The sequence below is a fragment of the Vulcanisaeta sp. JCM 16159 genome (assembly GCF_001316265.1).
Lineage (GTDB): Archaea > Thermoproteota > Thermoprotei > Thermoproteales > Thermocladiaceae > Vulcanisaeta.
This window is the reverse complement of sequence record NZ_BBDN01000003.1, coordinates 100161-117807: the sequence shown is the minus strand read 5'-3', so window position 1 is coordinate 117807 and position 17647 is coordinate 100161. Positions and strand designations below refer to the sequence as shown.

The 17647-nt window shown below is 44.8% G+C and carries 22 protein-coding genes, 1 tRNA gene and 2 pseudogenes; 10 read left to right on the top strand and 15 right to left on the bottom strand.

The features are described from left to right. Positions 1-151: 151 nt before the first annotated feature. The 5 genes from JCM16159_RS14180 to JCM16159_RS14170 all read left to right on the top strand — a co-directional run bounded on the left by JCM16159_RS14180 (position 152) and on the right by JCM16159_RS14170 (position 2556). A complete protein-coding gene (locus JCM16159_RS14180; RefSeq protein WP_243665764.1) occupies positions 152-499 on the top strand; it encodes a DUF92 domain-containing protein in 348 nt (115 codons plus the stop codon). Continuing rightward, a complete protein-coding gene (locus JCM16159_RS03490) occupies positions 439-1062 on the top strand; it encodes a DUF92 domain-containing protein (protein WP_243665763.1) in 624 nt (207 codons plus the stop codon). Before JCM16159_RS14180 ends, JCM16159_RS03490 begins: the two co-directional genes overlap by 61 nt. 236 nt (positions 1063-1298) lie before the next feature. Beyond that, entirely contained in the window at positions 1299-1538 is a 240-nt protein-coding gene (locus tag JCM16159_RS03485) for a hypothetical protein (RefSeq protein WP_243665762.1), read from the top strand. 53 nt (positions 1539-1591) lie between these two features. Beyond that, positions 1592-1957 (top strand): AIR synthase related protein, encoded by a 366-nt coding sequence (locus JCM16159_RS14175; protein WP_243665761.1) that lies wholly within the window; start codon positions 1592-1594, stop codon positions 1955-1957. Between the two features lie 17 nt (positions 1958-1974). Beyond that, complete coding sequence (locus tag JCM16159_RS14170) at positions 1975-2556, top strand: hypothetical protein (protein WP_243665760.1); 582 nt, start codon at positions 1975-1977, stop codon at positions 2554-2556. Here JCM16159_RS14170 and JCM16159_RS03475 read toward each other — a convergent pair. The 3 genes from JCM16159_RS03475 to JCM16159_RS03470 form a co-directional block, all read right to left on the bottom strand. Beyond that, entirely contained in the window at positions 2553-3599 is a 1047-nt protein-coding gene (locus JCM16159_RS03475; protein ID WP_367834257.1) for an MFS transporter, read from the bottom strand. The two genes, JCM16159_RS14170 and JCM16159_RS03475, sit on opposite strands and share 4 nt — an antisense overlap. 79 nt (positions 3600-3678) lie before the next feature. Next, entirely contained in the window at positions 3679-4011 is a 333-nt protein-coding gene (locus JCM16159_RS18440; RefSeq protein WP_367834256.1) for an MFS transporter, read from the bottom strand. Continuing rightward, complete coding sequence (locus JCM16159_RS03470; protein WP_054856961.1) at positions 3987-5819, bottom strand: COG1361 S-layer family protein; 1833 nt, start codon at positions 5817-5819, stop codon at positions 3987-3989. Before JCM16159_RS03470 ends, JCM16159_RS18440 begins: the two co-directional genes overlap by 25 nt. A 115-nt stretch (positions 5820-5934) precedes the next feature. Here JCM16159_RS03470 and JCM16159_RS03465 point away from each other — a divergent pair. Continuing rightward, positions 5935-6022: transfer RNA gene (locus JCM16159_RS03465), tRNA-Leu, on the top strand. A 256-nt stretch (positions 6023-6278) separates the two neighbouring features. Here the strand turns inward: JCM16159_RS03465 and JCM16159_RS03460 are convergent. Next, the gene (locus JCM16159_RS03460) at positions 6279-6908 is read right to left on the bottom strand and encodes an MBL fold metallo-hydrolase (RefSeq protein WP_243665848.1); all 630 of its coding nucleotides are present in this window, start codon (positions 6906-6908) and stop codon (positions 6279-6281) included. A 176-nt stretch (positions 6909-7084) separates the two neighbouring features. Between JCM16159_RS03460 and JCM16159_RS03455 the strand changes: the two genes are divergently transcribed. Continuing rightward, a complete protein-coding gene (locus JCM16159_RS03455; protein ID WP_054856960.1) occupies positions 7085-8038 on the top strand; it encodes a fumarylacetoacetate hydrolase family protein in 954 nt (317 codons plus the stop codon). A gap of 116 nt (positions 8039-8154) precedes the next feature. On the opposite strand, the gene JCM16159_RS03450 is transcribed toward JCM16159_RS03455, so the two are convergent. The 9 genes and pseudogenes from JCM16159_RS03450 to JCM16159_RS03415 all read right to left on the bottom strand — a co-directional run bounded on the left by JCM16159_RS03450 (position 8155) and on the right by JCM16159_RS03415 (position 14025). After that, positions 8155-8586, bottom strand: a complete 432-nt coding sequence (locus JCM16159_RS03450) for a hypothetical protein (protein ID WP_243665759.1) — start codon at positions 8584-8586, stop codon at positions 8155-8157. 164 nt (positions 8587-8750) lie between these two features. Next, on the bottom strand, positions 8751-10175 hold the full coding sequence (locus JCM16159_RS03445; RefSeq protein WP_054856958.1) for an SAM-dependent methyltransferase: 1425 nt from the start codon (positions 10173-10175) through the stop codon (positions 8751-8753). Next, the gene (locus tag JCM16159_RS03440; RefSeq protein WP_054856957.1) at positions 10163-10615 is read right to left on the bottom strand and encodes a hypothetical protein; all 453 of its coding nucleotides are present in this window, start codon (positions 10613-10615) and stop codon (positions 10163-10165) included. The genes JCM16159_RS03445 and JCM16159_RS03440 overlap by 13 nt, the downstream gene beginning before the upstream one ends. 7 nt (positions 10616-10622) lie before the next feature. Beyond that, positions 10623-11234 carry a hypothetical protein gene (locus tag JCM16159_RS03435; protein WP_054856956.1) on the bottom strand — a complete coding sequence of 204 codons (612 nt, stop codon included), beginning with the start codon at positions 11232-11234 and terminating at the stop codon, positions 10623-10625. Between the two features lie 6 nt (positions 11235-11240). Next, positions 11241-11378: a hypothetical protein gene (locus tag JCM16159_RS14165; RefSeq protein ID WP_243665758.1), complete on the bottom strand. Its 138-nt coding sequence runs from the start codon at positions 11376-11378 to the stop codon at positions 11241-11243. 217 nt (positions 11379-11595) lie between these two features. Further along, on the bottom strand, positions 11596-12159 hold the full coding sequence (gene thpR, locus JCM16159_RS03430; protein WP_054856955.1) for an RNA 2',3'-cyclic phosphodiesterase: 564 nt from the start codon (positions 12157-12159) through the stop codon (positions 11596-11598). A gap of 109 nt (positions 12160-12268) precedes the next feature. After that, entirely contained in the window at positions 12269-12631 is a 363-nt protein-coding gene (locus tag JCM16159_RS03425; RefSeq protein WP_243665757.1) for a MarR family transcriptional regulator, read from the bottom strand. 198 nt (positions 12632-12829) lie between these two features. Next, positions 12830-13763, bottom strand: a pseudogene (locus JCM16159_RS03420) (transcription initiation factor IIB family protein). After that, entirely contained in the window at positions 13747-14025 is a 279-nt protein-coding gene (locus JCM16159_RS03415; RefSeq protein WP_054856954.1) for an H/ACA ribonucleoprotein complex subunit GAR1, read from the bottom strand. The pseudogene JCM16159_RS03420 and the gene JCM16159_RS03415 overlap by 17 nt, the downstream one beginning before the upstream one ends. 179 nt (positions 14026-14204) lie before the next feature. On the opposite strand from JCM16159_RS03415, the pseudogene JCM16159_RS03410 reads away from it, so the two are divergent. Next, positions 14205-15129: pseudogene (locus tag JCM16159_RS03410) on the top strand (carbamate kinase). A gap of 33 nt (positions 15130-15162) precedes the next feature. On the opposite strand, the gene JCM16159_RS03405 reads toward JCM16159_RS03410, so the two are convergent. Together JCM16159_RS03405 and JCM16159_RS18435 are read right to left on the bottom strand one after the other, a co-directional pair. Next, positions 15163-16335 (bottom strand): cytosine permease, encoded by a 1173-nt coding sequence (locus tag JCM16159_RS03405; RefSeq protein ID WP_367834255.1) that lies wholly within the window; start codon positions 16333-16335, stop codon positions 15163-15165. Positions 16336-16346: 11 nt separating this feature from the next. Beyond that, positions 16347-16769: a cytosine permease gene (locus JCM16159_RS18435; protein WP_367834254.1), complete on the bottom strand. Its 423-nt coding sequence runs from the start codon at positions 16767-16769 to the stop codon at positions 16347-16349. Positions 16770-16976: 207 nt separating this feature from the next. On the opposite strand from JCM16159_RS18435, the gene JCM16159_RS14155 reads away from it, so the two are divergent. Both JCM16159_RS14155 and JCM16159_RS14150 read left to right on the top strand, forming a co-directional pair. Further along, complete coding sequence (locus tag JCM16159_RS14155; protein ID WP_243665754.1) at positions 16977-17294, top strand: enoyl-CoA hydratase/isomerase family protein; 318 nt, start codon at positions 16977-16979, stop codon at positions 17292-17294. Continuing rightward, a complete protein-coding gene (locus JCM16159_RS14150) occupies positions 17291-17623 on the top strand; it encodes a hypothetical protein (protein WP_243665753.1) in 333 nt (110 codons plus the stop codon). The genes JCM16159_RS14155 and JCM16159_RS14150 overlap by 4 nt, the downstream gene beginning before the upstream one ends. Positions 17624-17647: the final 24 nt, after the last annotated feature.

The window sequence follows — 17647 nt, the reverse complement described above, 5'->3', positions numbered from 1 at the left end:
GCTTTGTGTCCTATTTAAGGGACTGGATTCAGCCGGGTATGTTCTCGTCACTAATCTGCGTAACTCTGACTCATCATGACATAGCCTAATTACGGCAAATCCCTAAGTTATTGAAATAATACTTAAAAAAACCTTATTGAGTATTTAACTGATGCATGAACAAATTATGAGCATAGTCAATGTGGCAATTATGTATTCGTTAATTGTAATTGCGGCACTAATCATATCATTAGCATTAACATACGCTGCCCTGAGAATCAAGGTAATAACGAGGGATGCCGTTATACCATCGGTGCTCGTGGGCTTCATGATACTGCTTGGCGGGCCCTCCTCAATAGTACCATTCATAGTCTTCCTGGGCAGCTCAAGCGCCCTTACCAAAATCGGTGTTGAGAGAAAGGAGGAACTTGGGACGGCGGAGGACGTTAGAGGAAGAAATTGGAAGCAGGTATTAGCCGTTGGCCTAATACCCAGTGCATTGGCATTACTCGCGGCATAGCTTACCTAAGCCATGACATATCGATTTATCAATTATTCTCCACGGCTGCGGTAACGGGCATTGCCTATTCAAATGCAGACACCTGGGCCTCCGAGTTGGGCGTTCTTAGTAAGTCAAGGCCAAGGTTAATAACGAGGCCCTGGATTACCGTGGACCCTGGAGTATCTGGTGGCGTTACATTGCTAGGAGAGCTAAGCTCATTTCTTGGTTCATCCACAATAGCACTTACGTACTTAGGAATTCAGTATTTACTTAAGTCCCTGGGTTATATTAATTCTGTGAATACCTGGCTTACCGTAATAGTCCTGGTCCTTGGCTATTTAGGTGAGGTTCTTGATAGTATCTTTGGAGCGTTATTTCAGCCTAAGTATAGATGCCCAAGGTGTGGTGTCATGACTGATAGGGAGGTTCACGTGTGTGGCGAGAGGACTGTAAGGATTATGGGTAGTTATGACCTTGAGAATGAGGATGTAAACTTACTCGTATCAGCAGTGATCGTGGCCTCATCAATAACTGCTTTATTATTATTAGCGGGTCCTCACATGATTCTAACTAATTTATAAGCCGTAGGTAGTTAATTATGCCCCATGGGAAGCCCTAGGTACAGGCATATTTATTGCATATTTATGCCTGGATATACAGGGCTATTACGTATACGTACCTAATCATGAACTTTAAATCCGGCTGTCTACGCCTACTTAATGACCCAGATAACAAATATTTATGCAGATTTCAAGAAAATCGAGGAGTTGGTTGCGAGGGGCTTGTGGGTGGCTGTTAAGTACGCAAGGGTACCTGCGTGAGCTTCACACCTAAGAAGATACTCGAGTATGCCGAATTTAATGACGCAATACCCGTGGTGCTCACGCTTGTTAAGCACGTACTTAAGCAACTTAGTGATTCTGGTTATCTACAGGTTGATAGTAGTAGGAGTATTATTAGGTATAGGTTATGTAGGGATTCAAAGCTTTGGGGATTGATTAAACAGAGCGGTGGTCCTGAGGATGTTTTAAAGTTCCTTGAGGAAGTGACCCAGTGATTTAGCCATAAAACACTAATTCCTTATAACTCCCAATGAGCACGCTTCTACCTATGGTTAGGAAGCCATTAAAGGGTGTTGGAGAAACGAACTTAATAAGTATTATTAGGAATATCATTAATACCAGTGAGGATAATGACCTAGAGTTCATAGAAATTGATGGTAATACCTTAGCCATAAAGGTTGATGGTCTCTCGCTATCAACATCCAGAATGCCCTTCATGACCTACTTTGACATGGGTTGGAAGGCCATGGCGGCAGTGAGCAGTGACTTCCTTGTAAAGTTAAGCAGGCCGCTTTATGCTGTCGTCTCCATAACGATGAGGGGTGACTTAGATCTTGATGAGTTCAGGGAACTGATTAATGGACTTAAGGAGGGGGCCGATTACCTAGGTGTGAAGTACCTTGCGGCGATTTGAATGAGGGTCTTGACGACGTGATTGACGTCGCCGCCGTGGGTAAGCCATTGGCTGGTATTATAGGTAGGAAACCCAGGGTTGGTGACGCATTAGTTACAAGGCCTGGCTTTGGCTATACAGGCCTTGTCTTTAAATTATACTATAACAACGAGCTTGATAAGTGGATTGATGTAAAGGCAGTTAGGGAAGGTATTGAAATATTGAGGAGACCTAAGCCTGAGTTGGGCATGTTAAATGATCTACTGCGGTATAGGGACTGTATTTCAGCTAGTATGGACTCAAGTGATGGGCTTGGCAAGGTACTCTGGACCATGTCTATAGATGGTGGTGTTAAGATAGTGGTCAATGAATTACCTGTTAATGATGAGTTCCTAAACTCCGTAAGTAGTATCACGGACATCAATATTGAGGAGATAGTGTTTAATGGCGGTGAGGAATTCCTACCGGTATTCTCAATAAAAGGGAATTGCATACCTGAGTTTGAGAAGCTCGGGTTTAAGCCGTTTGCAACTGTTGAGGATGGTAACGGTGTTTATTTTAAAGGCTCAATACTTAGGTATAGGGGTTGGGACTACTTCATTGGTTGGTCAAGTACCTAAGCCTCGAGAGCCCTTATTTCACCCTTCACGAATACCTCACGTGTCAATGTCACAATGACTATTATTGCCATTACGTAGAGAACCGTAGTTATAATGAACATTAATTGATAGGAGAACTTGGCAGGTAGTGTTATCCATAGTAATGGCCTTAATGAGATTAGTACCGAGGCCTGGTACATACTCATTAACGAACCAGCCACCGCCGGTCCCCATGCACCACCTATGTTCCTAAACACGGAATTTAAGCCCGTGGCTAGGCCCATGTTCCTCCTACCCACTGAGAACACCAGTATGTTTATTACGGCAACATTAACCATACTAATACCGGCAGATAACACAGACATTGACCCTATCACGTATGATAAGCCATAAAATGCCGTGTATGTTAGCATTAATAGGCCGATTATGGCTATTGATGAACCAATAACCGCCAACTTCTTTGCGCCGAGGCTCGTAATGACTCTACCAGCTATCGGCGCAACTATCATTTGGACAACGGCCATGGGTATCATCATAATACCTGCATTCAGTATTGACAGATCATAACCAAGTGGTTGAGGCGACTCGAGCAGGTATGTTAGGGCTTGAGCCATTAGGAATAGGGCGAAACCAGCCAGGGCAACACCTATGTTGGCTGCCATGACATTTCTATTGCCCAATAGGTTAATAGGAACCAGTGGATAATTAACTGTTGTTTCATACAGTATGAATACTCCAAAGCCAAGCACAAAGAGTATGAGTAATGATATTACTAATGGGTCAGTCCAGCCATAGGTCGGCGCATCCGTCACGGCTATTAAACCACTAGCTAATGATACAGAGAGTAGGAATAAGCCGACCCAGTCAATTGGCTGTGGGTTCCTAATCCTGCTCTCCCTGATGTATAGGTAAACCATTAAGTCCTCAATCAATATAAATGGGTAGACTGTGTGATACGTGGCCTGCCAACCAAGAGTTTGAGAAACATAGGCACCGAGCGGTAACGACACTGCCATACCAACGCCAAACATGGCGCTTATTAATCCCTGGACCTGCGGTATCATACGCGGTGGGAACTCCTCCCTAACTAGGGCGAAGGCTAAGGCATCATTGCCATACCAACGCCCTGTAACGCCCTACCCATCAGGAGCATTCCGTAGTTTGTTGAGAACCCCGTAATGAGGCACCAATTGTGTACGTTATCATCGTTACCATGAGCATTCTCTTCTTGCCAAACATATCACCAAGCTTACCCATTATTGCTGAGGATAATGTACCCATGAGGATGTATATGGATAGTATCCAAGAGGCGTCGGCGGTGGATATGTTCATGTCCTTTTGAATAGTCGGTAGTGATGGTACCAACATACCCTCTGTATACATAACAACAAGTGTTAGTGTGACTAGTATCGCCGTTGCACGCCATGCATAGGCAACGTCATACTCACCCTCTAGACCAACTCCACGTCCACGCACCCACCATCACCGCCACAGAGCACTTCATGATTCACCAGCCTGCTCTGGTAATTACCTGGTCCCTGGTTGCCGTAGGAGACCTGCAGCCCGCGGTTATTATTGCCTGGCCTACGTCTCCTTAAGGCTGCGAATATGCCTATTATAATCACGACTATTATTAGTATGAGAACAATCCAAAGCAAAACATTTGGTGCTGGCTTTACCGTTACGTAGGTCGTCACAGACTCAGTTAATGGGTATAGCGAACCCGTCTGATTCCACACGAAAGTCAGCACTAAGGGATAGGTGCCAGGTCTAGCGTTTGAATCAACATCCACCAGGAATGTCACGTTTATCTCCTGGCCCGGCTCTAGATCACCAATGAATGCCTGTGATGCCGTTAATGCCGAAAGTGGGTTGCTCGATGATACGTGAGGCTGTATTACCTGGCCCGTGGATATAGTCACCATCACGTTCTTAGCCTCGACTGGTCCCTCATTTATTATCGTGATTGTTATTGGAACCTTAGAAGCACCGGGTGATAATGTTGGTGAGGTAATCGTACTGAGTAGTGCGCCTAGGTCTGATGGGTTTGGTGACTGTGGATAACTAACACCCACAACAATTAGGTTCGCCCTAGGCCTTACATTTAGTTGGAAATACCTCGTTGTTGAACCACCGTCGTATGTTATGGATATACCCACCGTGTAATTACCTGGATCGCTTGGTAGGCTTATGGGCACAGTTAACTGTATCGGCTGACCAGGTGGTATTGCACCGAGTATCAACGGCATACTTACTAATGGTGACACGCCTGAACCATTTATGAAGAGCTCAGCGTTATAGGCGATCCCAGACCCAATATTAACAATGCTCAGTATTAACTGGGCCATTGGGTAGCTCTGGAATACCTCGGGTGGGTTTGTGGCTATGGACTGAATATAGACAATGGGTTCCTGAGGAACCACCAGTGTTGCGTTAATCACATCATCAACACCCGTGAAGTAATCAACCCTGAGCTCCAGTGTGTAGTTACCTTGCGGTATGTAGCTGGGCACGTATGCGTAAAACGTCAATGGTACTGGTTGGCCTGGCGGTAGGGCTGGAAGGTGTTGCGTGGTGTTTACTACATTGAGTTGTGGTGGTACTGATAGTAGGGTAACCGTGACATTATAGACAGGGGTATTTCCGTAGTTAGTTAGGTATATCGTAATGGGCACGTAGGACCCAGGCAATGCCTGAACTACATTATCCGGCGTGCCTATCATGGCCGTCGCCTCAAAACCAGTATAACCAAGTATGGGGATGGAGACGTTCGTATTAACACTCTCTGAGGACTGGGAAGTGGTTATTGAGGGTATAGACCCCATTACTGTTGGTATCTGTATGGTCACAGGCACGGTCTTGACCCCGGCGATTATTGGCGTATTATTATAAAGCATGGTGGTGACTAGGGTGGTTACTGGAATCGAAATAGTCTGATAAGTAATGAGGGGCTTAACGGTAGTCGTTATGTTAACCTCGGTGTAATTAACCGTTATAGGAACTTCGTATATGCCCATGGGCACGTCAGGATCAACCTGTACATAGACAATGCACGAACTATTACCCTCAGGTGGTACAACGGGTATTTGGCAGTAATTTGATGATGAGTTAACGTAGTAAATCGGCGTTATTAATGATGAGTTTATGGTTATGGTCATGTTAAATAGGTAGGTCTGCGTTGGGTTAAACACAGTGAACACTAGGTATGAGTCCTCACCAGGCGCCACAGGTTGATTAAGTAACCAGTGGGCCAGTACTATTATAGATAGTGATATCGGATCCATCGAAACACACAAGGCAGACCTCCTCTTTAAAAACCATTCTCAGTTATCGAATAGATATCGATGAAAAGTACGCACAAAAAAAATTAATAAACCAAGGACAATGAATAATGAGCTTGCGGGGGTGCCCGAGCCAGGTCAAAGGGGACGGGTTTAGGTCCCGTTGGCGAAGGCCTGCGTGGGTTCAAATCCCACCCCCCGCACCAGAAATTGAAAATGGAAAATTTTTAATAATTGATATGGGAATTTTAGGAAAGTTCGTATATTATTTATGGGCTAAACTTACTTTATTCTATTATTTTATATGAGCAATTCTATATTCATTCATTTTAATTATCACCTCATTAAGATTTTGTAGCGGCGTCCCTGGCTTTTCGCCACTGAATTCGCTATAGGCTCTTGCTACATTACCTACGATCCTCTCCTTATCGTACCAATTAGCGAATTCCATGAGATCGATCCTCAAGGCGGCTTCATTAAATGATAAGCCCTCCTTAAAGTATCTCCAGCCTCATCCCTAATGTACACTAGGTAATCCCTCGCCCTGTACAGTGCTTTCCTACCGTACGACACGGGGCCGTGGCCAGGCACGTAAATATCGGCATTTAATGAAGCCAAGCGATCAAGGGCCTCTATTGACCCTGAGACTGAGCCAAATAGCACAAAGGGTGTGCATGGTTCGGCGAACAATAGGTCACCCGTGAATACAACCCTGGAGTCGGGTATGTGAACATAGACATCGCCGACGGTATGCGCCGGGTACCCAATGTACTTAATCTCGATTGTCTTATCACCCGCATGGAGGATGAGTGATTCTGAAAAGACCAGGCCCTGTGGTGTATACTTGGCGCCGCTGAAGTCAATTTCAGGGAATAACTTCTCGTAAAGCCCCATCACGTTTATTCTCATTTCCTCCTCAATGAGCCTTCTCGTGTTTACGTGGGCCATCGTTACTGCATTAAATAGGTGATTGGTCCATGTGTGATCACCATGGTAATGGGTATTGATTAGAAACCGTATTGGCTTGTCCGTGACTTTCCTTATGCTTGATAGGAAATCCATGGCCATTTTCTCGTTTGTTAATGAGTCAATGACTATGGAGAAATCCCTACCAACTATTAGGCCTGCATTTGCGATGAACCAGGTACCCCTGGGTTGTATGTATGCGTAGATGCCTTATCAAGTTCAATGAGTCCTGTCTGCCATTCCATATTTTTCATTAATAATGTAAAATAAAACTTATTAAGTTTTAATTATACAATATATAAATGAAACTACTTAGTTACTTGAGGGATGGTAGGGTTAGATCCGGAGTATTGCTTGATGATAGATATGTCGTTGATTTAAATGATAATTGCTATGCGATGCTTATTGATAAGGGTGAGGATGAACAATTTGCAGAGAGGTATTGCGGTGCGGTTTTGCCGCCTGATATGTTGGGTGTCCTGCAGTCAAGTGATGAGGGATTGAAACTAATCAATAGCGTTATTGATTGGGTGAAGAGCCACAGGGAGGCTGCCGTGATGAGATTAATTAGCGATGTAAAGTTGAAGGCTCCATTGGCCAGGGCTAACATGCTTAGGGACTTCCTCGCCTTTAGGGGCCATGTTGAGGCATCATCAAGGAGAGTGGGCACCAGGGTACCTGAGGAGTGGTTTAAAGTGCCGACTTACTATAAGGGTGACCCAGCCATATTCTATGGACATATGGAGGATGTACCGTGGCCAAGTTATGCCAAGACCCTGGACTTCGAACTTGAGGTGGCCGCGATTACGTATAAGAAGGGTAGGGACGTGAGCAAGGATGAGGCTTACGAATTAATAATTGGTTACACAATATTTAACGACTTCAGCGTTCGGGAATTAGAGGCGGTGGAACTAAAGCTCCTGCTTGGTCCAGGTAAGAGCAAGGACTTTGCTAATGGGCTTGGTCCCTGGATCGTCACGAGGGATGAACTACCCGATATAAAGGGCTTGAGGGTCTATGCTAGGGTTAATGGGGAGGTTTGGTGTGATACGAAGATAGAGGATATGCAGTGGGACTTTGGGGATATGATATCCTACGTATCAATGAGTGAGTACGTGAGGCCAGGAGACGTCTTTGGAAGTGGCACTGTGTCTGGGTGTACTGGGCTTGACGTTGGGCGAAGCCTAAGGCCGGGCGATACCGTGGAGTTGTACGTGGAGAAGATTGGGACTTTAATCAATAGGGTGATTAAGTGAGTTGTGACGCTTATTTTTAGCGCTTAAAATGGATCATCTTGATCCATTACCATAACCAGTTATTAATGATGAAGTACCCTGCCCATTAACTTATTTCGTAATTTATTCTCGATTACTTAAAAGAACATATCAAGTCTTGTCTGTTGTTTCCCACCTTCCTCCTCTTCCTCCTCAGTTCTCCTTCTTTTTGTGTCTCTATTACTCTCAAGTATTCTCTGCATGTACTCAAATTCCTCACCAATGGCCCTGTACAGGTCATTTAACCTTGACTTCCACCCATCACCAAGACCTAGCATATCTATGACTAACTCATCAATGGTTCTCTGCATAGAATCCCCACTCTTAATCCTATCATACAGTGGAGGGACGTCCATCCTACTTACCTTGTCATATATGGACAACGCCCTATTTACTAATTCATACTTTAAATCGTAAATACTTGGAACAATCACATTACTCCAAACCCTATCGGTGTCAAGGCGTATCCAAGCGCCCTCGGTCTCCACGTGGTATGCAAGTAATTGAATTAATGTAAATGCGCTATTCAAGTATAGGGTTAGTATTTTCTCGTATTTTAAAGCATCGTTAATGTCTTTAGCACCGTATTCCTTCAACCTTAAACCTAAGGTGGTGGCTGTGTAAATGATGGGATAATCGGCATGAAAGACGAGCCAATAAACGTTTGGTGACGTTATCCTGACCCTATACGTTATTAAAGTCCTGCTTGCCTTATCTCTGTAGCTTCACGAACATCATATATAGCACTACGCCTCCTTCTGCCATCATTAAGGCCCGCTGCCTTCCAATCATCATCTTCTAGTGCGTGCTCATCCACCAATGCAAATTCGCTTTCACCCGTGATATCGAAGTGCCTAACATTAGATGCAGTTCTCAGGCTTGGCACTAGGTATTTCTTATCAATGCTTCTTTTCACGTCTGTGTTACCCAACTTGATCACAACCCTATCCCTATCCTCATTAACAAGCCGGAAACTGATTTTACCTCTGGCGCCGTATCTTGCAATAAAAAGTCTCCTTGCGTAATCCTCAACACCCTCACCGTGCCCCCTATATTTCCCAGGCCAATAAGTGATTATCTCGGCCACGTCAGAAAGCTTGGGAAAGGACCCAATTGTATCAAGTAATTCCAGAAATAGTTTTTGGGCGTTTGGGCTATTAAATCCCACGATTGGTTTTAAATTATCCACAAACCTGGTTATGAGTCTCGAAACATCGTGAATAATAACCACGTCAAAGAAATCGCCGGAGATCGAGCGATGATGCCCACCCTGATCGAGCGTCCTTATATCATTCATAAGTCTCATAATGTCGCCATCCGTTAGCTCCTCAATTCGCCTTTTCAGGATTATGAAGACTAGGTAATCCCTGGCCGGGTCACCCCCCTTTTCCAGCACAACTAAGTAATCTCTATAGTGCGCACCCTCACTAAAGGCGGTCTCCACAGCACTCCTAACCACATACCTCAGTGCATACCCCCTCTTGCCAAGTAGGTATTCTCTAACACTTATTGCCGTACGGCCTGAGAAAAACTCCTCAGGAGTTACTGCGGCTATTTTTCCACCAGGTCTAATCACGTTGTCCGAGGCCACGAAAAAGAATGCCCAATAGCCTATCCTACCGCCTGAAATTATGTTACCAAGCATTCTCATTAATTTCCCCTTTTCCCTCTCAGGAATTCTTTCTTCCCACCTCGTGAATGGTGGATTCATTATAACAACGTCAAATCCCTCATGCAGTAGAGCCAGTTTCATATACTCCTCCTGGGATTCACGTAAGTATCTTTCGATGTTTTCCGATGATGGGTCATCGCCTATTACCTTTTCAGCATGTACCATCTTTTCAATACCATCACCAGCAAATACCCTTGGCTCAACCTTAATGAATGGATTCTGTAACGCCAGGTTTATTGTTGTTAGCTCCTTGGCGAACTGCATAACGTCAATACCAACAATATGCTCCCTAAGAAAGATCTCATGAAGCCTATCCTCAGGAATGTTAATACCCTGCTCTTTGGCTTTCCTAAGCTTGGCCTGGTATGCCTCAGCCAATAGTGTGCCTGATCCGCAGGCTGGATCGAGAACCTTGTCATCCCACTTATCAATGGCTAAACTAGCCAATACCTTAGCTGCCTGGGGCTTTGTGAAGAAGGCGCCCAGGTTTTTCCTAGTTTCTGGCGGTAGCCAAATTGATATATTCTGCCAAAGAGCTCCTCCTTAACGTGCTCAGGTCTTAATGGGTAGAAGGTATACACGTACTTAGCCAATACCTGGCTTATCCTTATGTAGGAATTGGGCTCTAGCGTCTTTAATGCCCTAAGGATCTCGAGCATGTGGAGTATTGACCCCAGTATCTTATGGTAATCGCTTAGTACATCCTTACCTGAAGTGATAATACTATTATAGAGCTTATCGATGAAATCACCATACTCATCCGGAGACAGTGGATTTTGCACCTCAGGCAATACTACCTTATTGTAAACCCTCCTGGATACAATATGTAGGAACAGTAATTGAAGGGCGAGTAGGTAAGCCATTATATCGGCGGTGTAAATCCTCATTTCCTCCTCATTTAAAAAAGTCCTCGAGCATGGCCCTGTAATAATCAAAGCTACCAATGATTGCTTGGGTTCCATCGAAGTACTGCTTAATGCCGGTTAATCCCCTCAGGGTTACCGCAAGTTCCTCAATAGTCTCCCTGGTAATCCTCGCAATCGTTAAATAATCAATTAATGGCACCTGCACACGCCTAAACTCAACTAGGCCCTTAACCACGGTTTCGATAAGCCCGTAGAGCATCACATCCTCTAAATCAATGCCCTGCCAAGCCGTTAGGACCAGGCCTCGGGAAACCCTCAGATTAGGGCCTACCTTCTCAAGTTCCTCAGGTCTTACCTGCCTAATATCCTTTGGAAACAGTATTCCAATTAGGTCAAAACCCAATTGCCTGGCTATTGGGTATGTCTTCGCAATATCATCGATTATCTTCTCCGTAGTATCTATCTTAACCTGAATAAGTACTTTGTAATTATCGATACGAAGCCAAATATCTGGAGAGGACCTATTGGGGAGGCTGATTTCCTGAACACCGGATATGCTGATACCATACTTCCCAGCAATATCCCTAAGAACATTAATAATAATTGGGTAGAGACTACGCTCAGTGATTCGAATACTCATGCACAATCACCCAACACCATTCCCACATCTTGCACTAACCGTCTTATGGAAAACCATAATTACGTTTATTAATACTATCTTTAACCCAATCAGTATTATATCAGTATCGCCATGCCTATACTTAAATGCAATTAATATGGGCATTTGCATTAGGTTATTACAAATCAAACTAAATAAGAACTGTAATTGGCGGTATACGTAGTTCGATATAGCACCAAATTAATCGCGCCATAACTAACCCGGAGGATTTTGGCCAGTATTGGCGCATTTATTGTATTGGTACTCTTTCCAGGGTATTACTATCATAAATTAAGGAATAAGCAGCAATAAGGTTAAGATACCTAGGAGCCCGGTATTTTAATCATGATAGTCTTATTGTCATTAAATCACTGTATATCGGCCCCTTTGGCGTCAACACACTCCTCTTCATCTTCACAGAATCCACCAACTGCGTTCCGAAGTCCATATTCTCATACTTCCTAACAACCTCCATGTACCTGTCCCTATTCCTAACGTACTTAACCCTGGCAATGGTTAGGTGCGGTACGAAGCTCCTCTCATCCCTCTCACCAATGTCTCCCGTGAGCTTCATTATTAATTCGTGCAGGTTCATCAAGTCCCTTGCGCCCTCCTCAATGCCGACCCAAATAACCCTTGGCCTCTCTATGTTTGGGAACGCCCCAATCCCCCTAATGTGCATTGTGAATTGATTATACCTAACATTGTTGAGTCTCTTCTTCAACTCCTCAACAAGCTCCCTACCTATCTCGCCAATGAACCTCAGGGTTATGTGTAGGTTCTCAGGCTCCACGGGCTTCATGTCGACTCCGGCACTCATGAACTCCCTCTGCATCTTAATTATTGGTTCCTTTAATTGGTCCGTTAGATCCACGGCAATGAATACCCTATATAACTCCCTGGACATTAACCTATTGTTAATACGGTGATTAATTTAATTTTAACTATTGGATACACCCCTCTTAACCATCTCATAAATCCACTTATTAAGATACTCGCATTTCTCAGGCGTTATTTCATCGGTTGTCCCGCAGATGTCTATATACGGACAGAAAAAAACAGGGTATTTTAGTCAGTAGGTCATACGTGAGGACCCTCATTAGGGAACCTGCCTCCGTTAACTCCCTGGCCACGGCCATGCCTAGTTCCGTCAACCTCACCCTATACATGACCCTCTTGCCACTACCAACATTCTCCTTAGCAAGTAAGCCCTTCTTCTCGAGCTTAGTTATGAATGGCATACCAGCCTTACTCTTGATGCCCATGACCCTCCAAATATCCCTGAGCATGATCTCGCCACCGGCCTTATAAATCTCCTCAAGGATTTTAGTTTCCTTATCACTCAATTCCCTAATTAATGATGATACGTCACTACTCACGAACAAAGGCAACAAAATCACCCTTTAAAAATTTCTAATCATTACTTCAGGTAATTACTTCCCTGGTTTAAAGTACCCCGTTATACGTACCAACCAAATAAGGCCCTTACCTTCAATACGATATGACCCCAGTAATATGAAGATAATCAAGGGATAGGGCTCAATGTTTAATTTTAATGAAATAACGTTGATTCATAATCAAACCTCAATAACAATATCTATCTTAGATATGACTTCCTTATAGCGGTTCCTAATGGTCACATCAGTGACGCCGGAGGCCTCAGCAACATCACGCTGCCTCTTCCTAACGCCCATTAGGGTTACGGCTATGTAAACCGCAGAAGCCACAAGCGCGTAGAACGTCCTGCCATTGGTTAGGCGTCTACGTTGCCCCTCGTTAATGATCTCCATAGCCAGCTTTGTCACGTGGTACCTAATGTCTTCATTCAGCTTAAGGGCATTGATAACCCTCTGGAGAAATCTACCCAGCTCCTCCTGACTCTTCACAACAACATCATTATTGCCAATTACCTGCCTAACAAGACCAAGGAGCCTGCTAATCCTCTTGCTTTTCTCGACATTTAGGGCGTTCCTTAAATCACGGAGTGTACAAACAACCTTAGATCTCTTGCAGGCCACGTAGAGTAGGACTAAGGCCAGGTCCTTAGTTCTGACGCCCCTGAGGTCATGCCTACTCGCCAATTGCCTAAATAGGACTAGGGCTTCCTCAATGACATTATCGGGCAGGTTTAGTTCATACTTAACGGGCTTAATCACATCAAGGAGCTCTGCAATTCTTCTCTCGGTATATTGATACTGATTATACCTATTGAGCCTAATTAACGCCCTTAGCTTGTTATGAAGCATTAAGTTATGCCTTACACTGATTATGGAATTGCCAAGTCCCTGACCGGGCAGTGCAGGCTTATTGGCTTAGCCCTCTCATGGGCTAGTGCCTCCTCGCCGCTGAATGCCTCCATTCGGGTCCTAAATCCATGACGTGCTCCTCAATCACTAAGCCACAATGTCTACAAACCAATTCGCCCCTTTCCGGGTCAAAGACTATGTCCGTAGATCCACAGTTAGGACACACGAGCTTCTCAGCTTTAATGAGATTATTTGCCGTGACCATGTCCACCACCCCTCCTTTTCCTCATATCTACATCTCTGACATAAGCGGACTTACCCACAAAGTCCTCAGGCCTCGATAGTTGAGGATCCGGCTTAACTAGACCGTAGGGCGAATTTACAGGACCAATAATGTCGTAGAGAGACCCCAGTCTCTTCATTGTATAGTCATAAACTGTAATACCGAGTGGGGGAGTTAACGATAACCTTATCACGAATCTCCCATCGTGGGATAAATGCATGATGTCACCTATCTTCTTGAGCATCTAACGTATACGTCGTATACAATATTTAAAAGTAATGCTTTTCATCATTGGAAATACCGTTGTATTACAACAATATCAGGTAAGGAATAATAAAACACGTATACACTTAAGTTTAGACACCATGTGTAGTATGTGCAATAGTGCATAATAAATATAAATACGTGTAACGGTAATACCGCGTGCTCGCTGTAATTGCACTGGGTGGGAACGCCTTCGCAAGGGAGAGCGGTAAGGTTGGTTCGCCTGAGGAACAGTGGGAACGGGTTAAGCTTGCGGCAGTCGATGTCGCCGACATGATCGAAGAGGGCTTTGACGTAGTCGTTACCCATGGTAATGGACCACAGGCAGGCCTGCTTGCCGAGAGGGTTAGTGATTACCTGAGCCTTGATATGATCGATGCAGCCACCGAGGGTTGGATGGGCTACTTAATAGCCAATGCCCTAACCAATGAGTTCCTGCGGCGGGGTATTCAGCGGAGCCCCGTCATTGTTATTTCACGGTCAATCGTTAATAAAAACGACACAGCCTTTCAAAACCCCACGAAATACATAGGCCCGATATATGATGAGGAAACCGCGGATAAATTATCGAAGGAGAGAGGTTGGGTCTTTAAGTGGGATATGCGTGGTGGGTTTAGGAGGGTTGTACCATCACCGGAGCCCGTGGGCACTATGGAGCTTGACTTAGTGAGACTATTATTAAGGGAGGGTTACGTGCCATAGCCGTGGGTGGCGGCGGAATACCGATCATCAGCAATGGTGAGGTTAGGGGTGTTGATGCGGTTATCGATAAGGACTTAGCGAGCCAAGTACTTGCCAATGCCATTAATGCTGATTACCTATTAATACTGACTGACGTGGATTACGTATACATCAATTATAAGAAGCCTAATCAGGCAAGGTTGACGGAGGTCACGGTCGGCGAACTCGAGAGGTACTATAATGAAGGTCAATTCCCGCCAGGTAGTATGGGACCGAAGGTTCTAGCGGTTATCAGGTTCATTAAGGGTGGTGGGAAGGCTGCGTACATAGGACCACTGGTAGGGCTAGAGACGTGATTAAGGGTTTAGTGGGGACAAGGATCGTGCCTAAGAAGGCCTTTTGACATTTAAAAATGGGTTTTATTTTGAGGGCCGTATCACATTTCTTTATTGTTAAATACTGTTAGCACCTCATTACTTGCATAACCTCTTTTAAATATCGAGCCCCTCAATTCAGGTTGGTATTTGGGTATGACCCACTGCGTCATTAGCGGCACGTATATTAATCCCGATAGTAGGAAGGATAGTAACCATGAGTTACTAAATACTATGTCGTGATACGGTATGAAGGGTGCATAGATTATGAACTCCACAATTATGAAGGTAATAAAAGCCGCCGGGTTGATACCTCTCCAGTACCTAAACCTACCCCTGCTCCAGAATACATCGGTTAACTCAAACCTGAAGCGCCTTATTAATGCGTAGTCAAATATTATGATACCCTCAACAGACCCCAGCAACCCACCATACGTCAGTAACCAATTATATAGGTAGCCGTATGCCGAGCCATAATACGTCCATGCACCAAGCGCTATTGAAACTGCGATCACGATCAACGCTCCCCTGAACCATGTTAGTTTCCTCGGGAATGTGTTCGCGAAGTCATACGCTGGTCCAACAGTATTTGCAAATACGTTCACGGAAAACGTGGCTAGTAAGAATAATGCGTTTAGTAGTATTGCGAGTGTTGGGCTTAGGTATAGTGTTGATGCTAGTATTGGGTCCCAAATAGCTACGTGGTACACCTGCTCTATGGCTCCCGTTGTCATGACCCCGAGCACTGCTATTACAAGCATCATGAACGGCATAGGCACCTGACCGATCGCCTGCGCGAATTGGCTCTTGGCGAACCTGGTGTAGTCTGGCATTGATAGTGCCATTGTGGCCCAGTAGGCAATGTTCGCATTTAGGAATGCGAACCACATGACCCAGTAATTAATTCCGGTCACCGTGGGCTTGATCGAGAATATCTGCCCAAAGTTCCAGTGGGACAGGCTCATGAAGTTGTACCACAGTATTACGAAGCCGAGAAGCACCAGCGGCGCCGCAAGCCTTGCGAACCACTTAAGGGCTGGCTGTGCCTCGGGCACTGGCGAGAAGTAGAGAAGTGCCACTTGCAGTAGTATTATTGCCGCGAAAGTTGTCCAGAAGACTTGCGGGAAGGCTAGGCTTAACGTATATGGACTTGCATTACCCTGGGCCACGTAGCTCTCTATCATACTTAATTTATGGGCCAATATTGCGTATATACCCACGGCTGCTTCAGTCATTATGTAGGTCTCTATTCCCCACCAACCGGCTCCAATGATTGCCTAATCCAGCTCGGGAATATTGCGCCGTAGACGCCCCACCTGGTCCTCGTTAAGACAGGCTCTGGTATGCCGTACCTCGCACCGCCATGGCTCTGTATTATCATTGGCACCAGCACTATGGCATTGCCCAGGAACACCAGGAGTATTGAGTCAAAGGTACCCAAGCCAAAGGACAGACCAACACTTGCCAGGGACCAACTGGGCACTATGAATGCCATGCCAAACCAAATAGCCGCGTAGGTATACCAGTCCCAATTCCTCTTCCTTATTGGCGTTGGGTGAAAGTCGACATTCCACAGAAACTTCTCCTCTGGATATCCTTTGGTTAACTCGACCTGGCCTCTTTTTGCGTCATATTTTACGGCCCCTACTCTGTCCGTTGGGTATACCAAGATGCCCTCACCACGTCTAATACTACCTTTATAAAAATTACTAATGAAATAGGGATGGTATAGATTAAATTATTACTTTTGAATTACCAATAATGAATGGATCTATGCCCATGAATGCCGTAATTACCAAGTTCGTGGAAGGATCATTAATTGTAAAACTAAATAGACCCGAAAAAAAGGAATGCCTTTAACCTCGAGTTGACCTTGATGACCCAGGATGCCGTGACCCTAGGCTGTAGAAATTATAAGGGTATCATAATAACTGGTGAAGGTAAGGTCTTCTCGGCAGGTCTTGACCTGGCCGAGATATACGGCTTTAAAAACATTGAGGAATCTAGGAGGTACTTCTCGGCAATTAAGGATTTAGCCGTTACTATTGCAAATTGTGAAAAACCGGTGATTGCCCTCGTTAATGGCTCAGCTACGGATTCGCAACGGAACTCCTATACTTCGTTGACCAAGTCGTTGCGGTTAGAGGCTCGGAGTTTTCCCTGCCCGGTATTAGGTATGGACTCGTACCCGTGACCCCAGCCTTCGCGCCATACCTCTTCGGCATGTTAAAGACCAGGTTCTTCCTGGATAGGGACTTTAAATTAAGCATTGATGATGCAGTTGATTGGGGGCTTGTCCATAGAGTCGTCAATAACGTTGACGAGGGATTAAGGGTATCTCTAGAACTCATTGATAAGGTAAGCGCGATACCGCATGATGCTTATAAGACGATTAAGAGAATAATGATATCCTCAATAATTAATGAGATTAATGATAGGTGGAATGAGTTGCTGAATATGTTGGCTGAGGAGTCACTAAAACCTGAGGTTAAGGCGAGACTCGAGGAGTTCCTCAAAAGGTAAATGCTATTAAGTAGGGTATTCATG

What these genes read in the sequence shown, in the direction of transcription:
- JCM16159_RS14180 (WP_243665764.1), top strand. Translation starts at nt 152, where the DNA reads ATGCATGAACAAATTATGAGCATAGTCAATGTGGCAATTATGTATTCG.
- JCM16159_RS14175 (WP_243665761.1), top strand. Translation starts at nt 1,592, where the DNA reads ATGGTTAGGAAGCCATTAAAGGGTGTTGGAGAAACGAACTTAATAAGT.
- JCM16159_RS03475 (WP_367834257.1), bottom strand. Translation starts at nt 3,599, where the DNA reads ATGATACCGCAGGTCCAGGGATTAATAAGCGCCATGTTTGGCGTTGGT.
- JCM16159_RS03470 (WP_054856961.1), bottom strand. Translation starts at nt 5,819, where the DNA reads ATGGATCCGATATCACTATCTATAATAGTACTGGCCCACTGGTTACTT.
- JCM16159_RS03455 (WP_054856960.1), top strand. Translation starts at nt 7,085, where the DNA reads ATGAAACTACTTAGTTACTTGAGGGATGGTAGGGTTAGATCCGGAGTA.
- JCM16159_RS03440 (WP_054856957.1), bottom strand. Translation starts at nt 10,615, where the DNA reads ATGAGGATTTACACCGCCGATATAATGGCTTACCTACTCGCCCTTCAA.
- JCM16159_RS03435 (WP_054856956.1), bottom strand. Translation starts at nt 11,234, where the DNA reads ATGAGTATTCGAATCACTGAGCGTAGTCTCTACCCAATTATTATTAAT.
- JCM16159_RS14165 (WP_243665758.1), bottom strand. Translation starts at nt 11,378, where the DNA reads ATGCCCATATTAATTGCATTTAAGTATAGGCATGGCGATACTGATATA.
- thpR (WP_054856955.1), bottom strand. Translation starts at nt 12,159, where the DNA reads ATGTCCAGGGAGTTATATAGGGTATTCATTGCCGTGGATCTAACGGAC.
- JCM16159_RS03415 (WP_054856954.1), bottom strand. Translation starts at nt 14,025, where the DNA reads ATGCTCAAGAAGATAGGTGACATCATGCATTTATCCCACGATGGGAGA.
- JCM16159_RS03405 (WP_367834255.1), bottom strand. Translation starts at nt 16,335, where the DNA reads ATGACTGAAGCAGCCGTGGGTATATACGCAATATTGGCCCATAAATTA.
- JCM16159_RS14155 (WP_243665754.1), top strand. Translation starts at nt 16,977, where the DNA reads ATGACCCAGGATGCCGTGACCCTAGGCTGTAGAAATTATAAGGGTATC.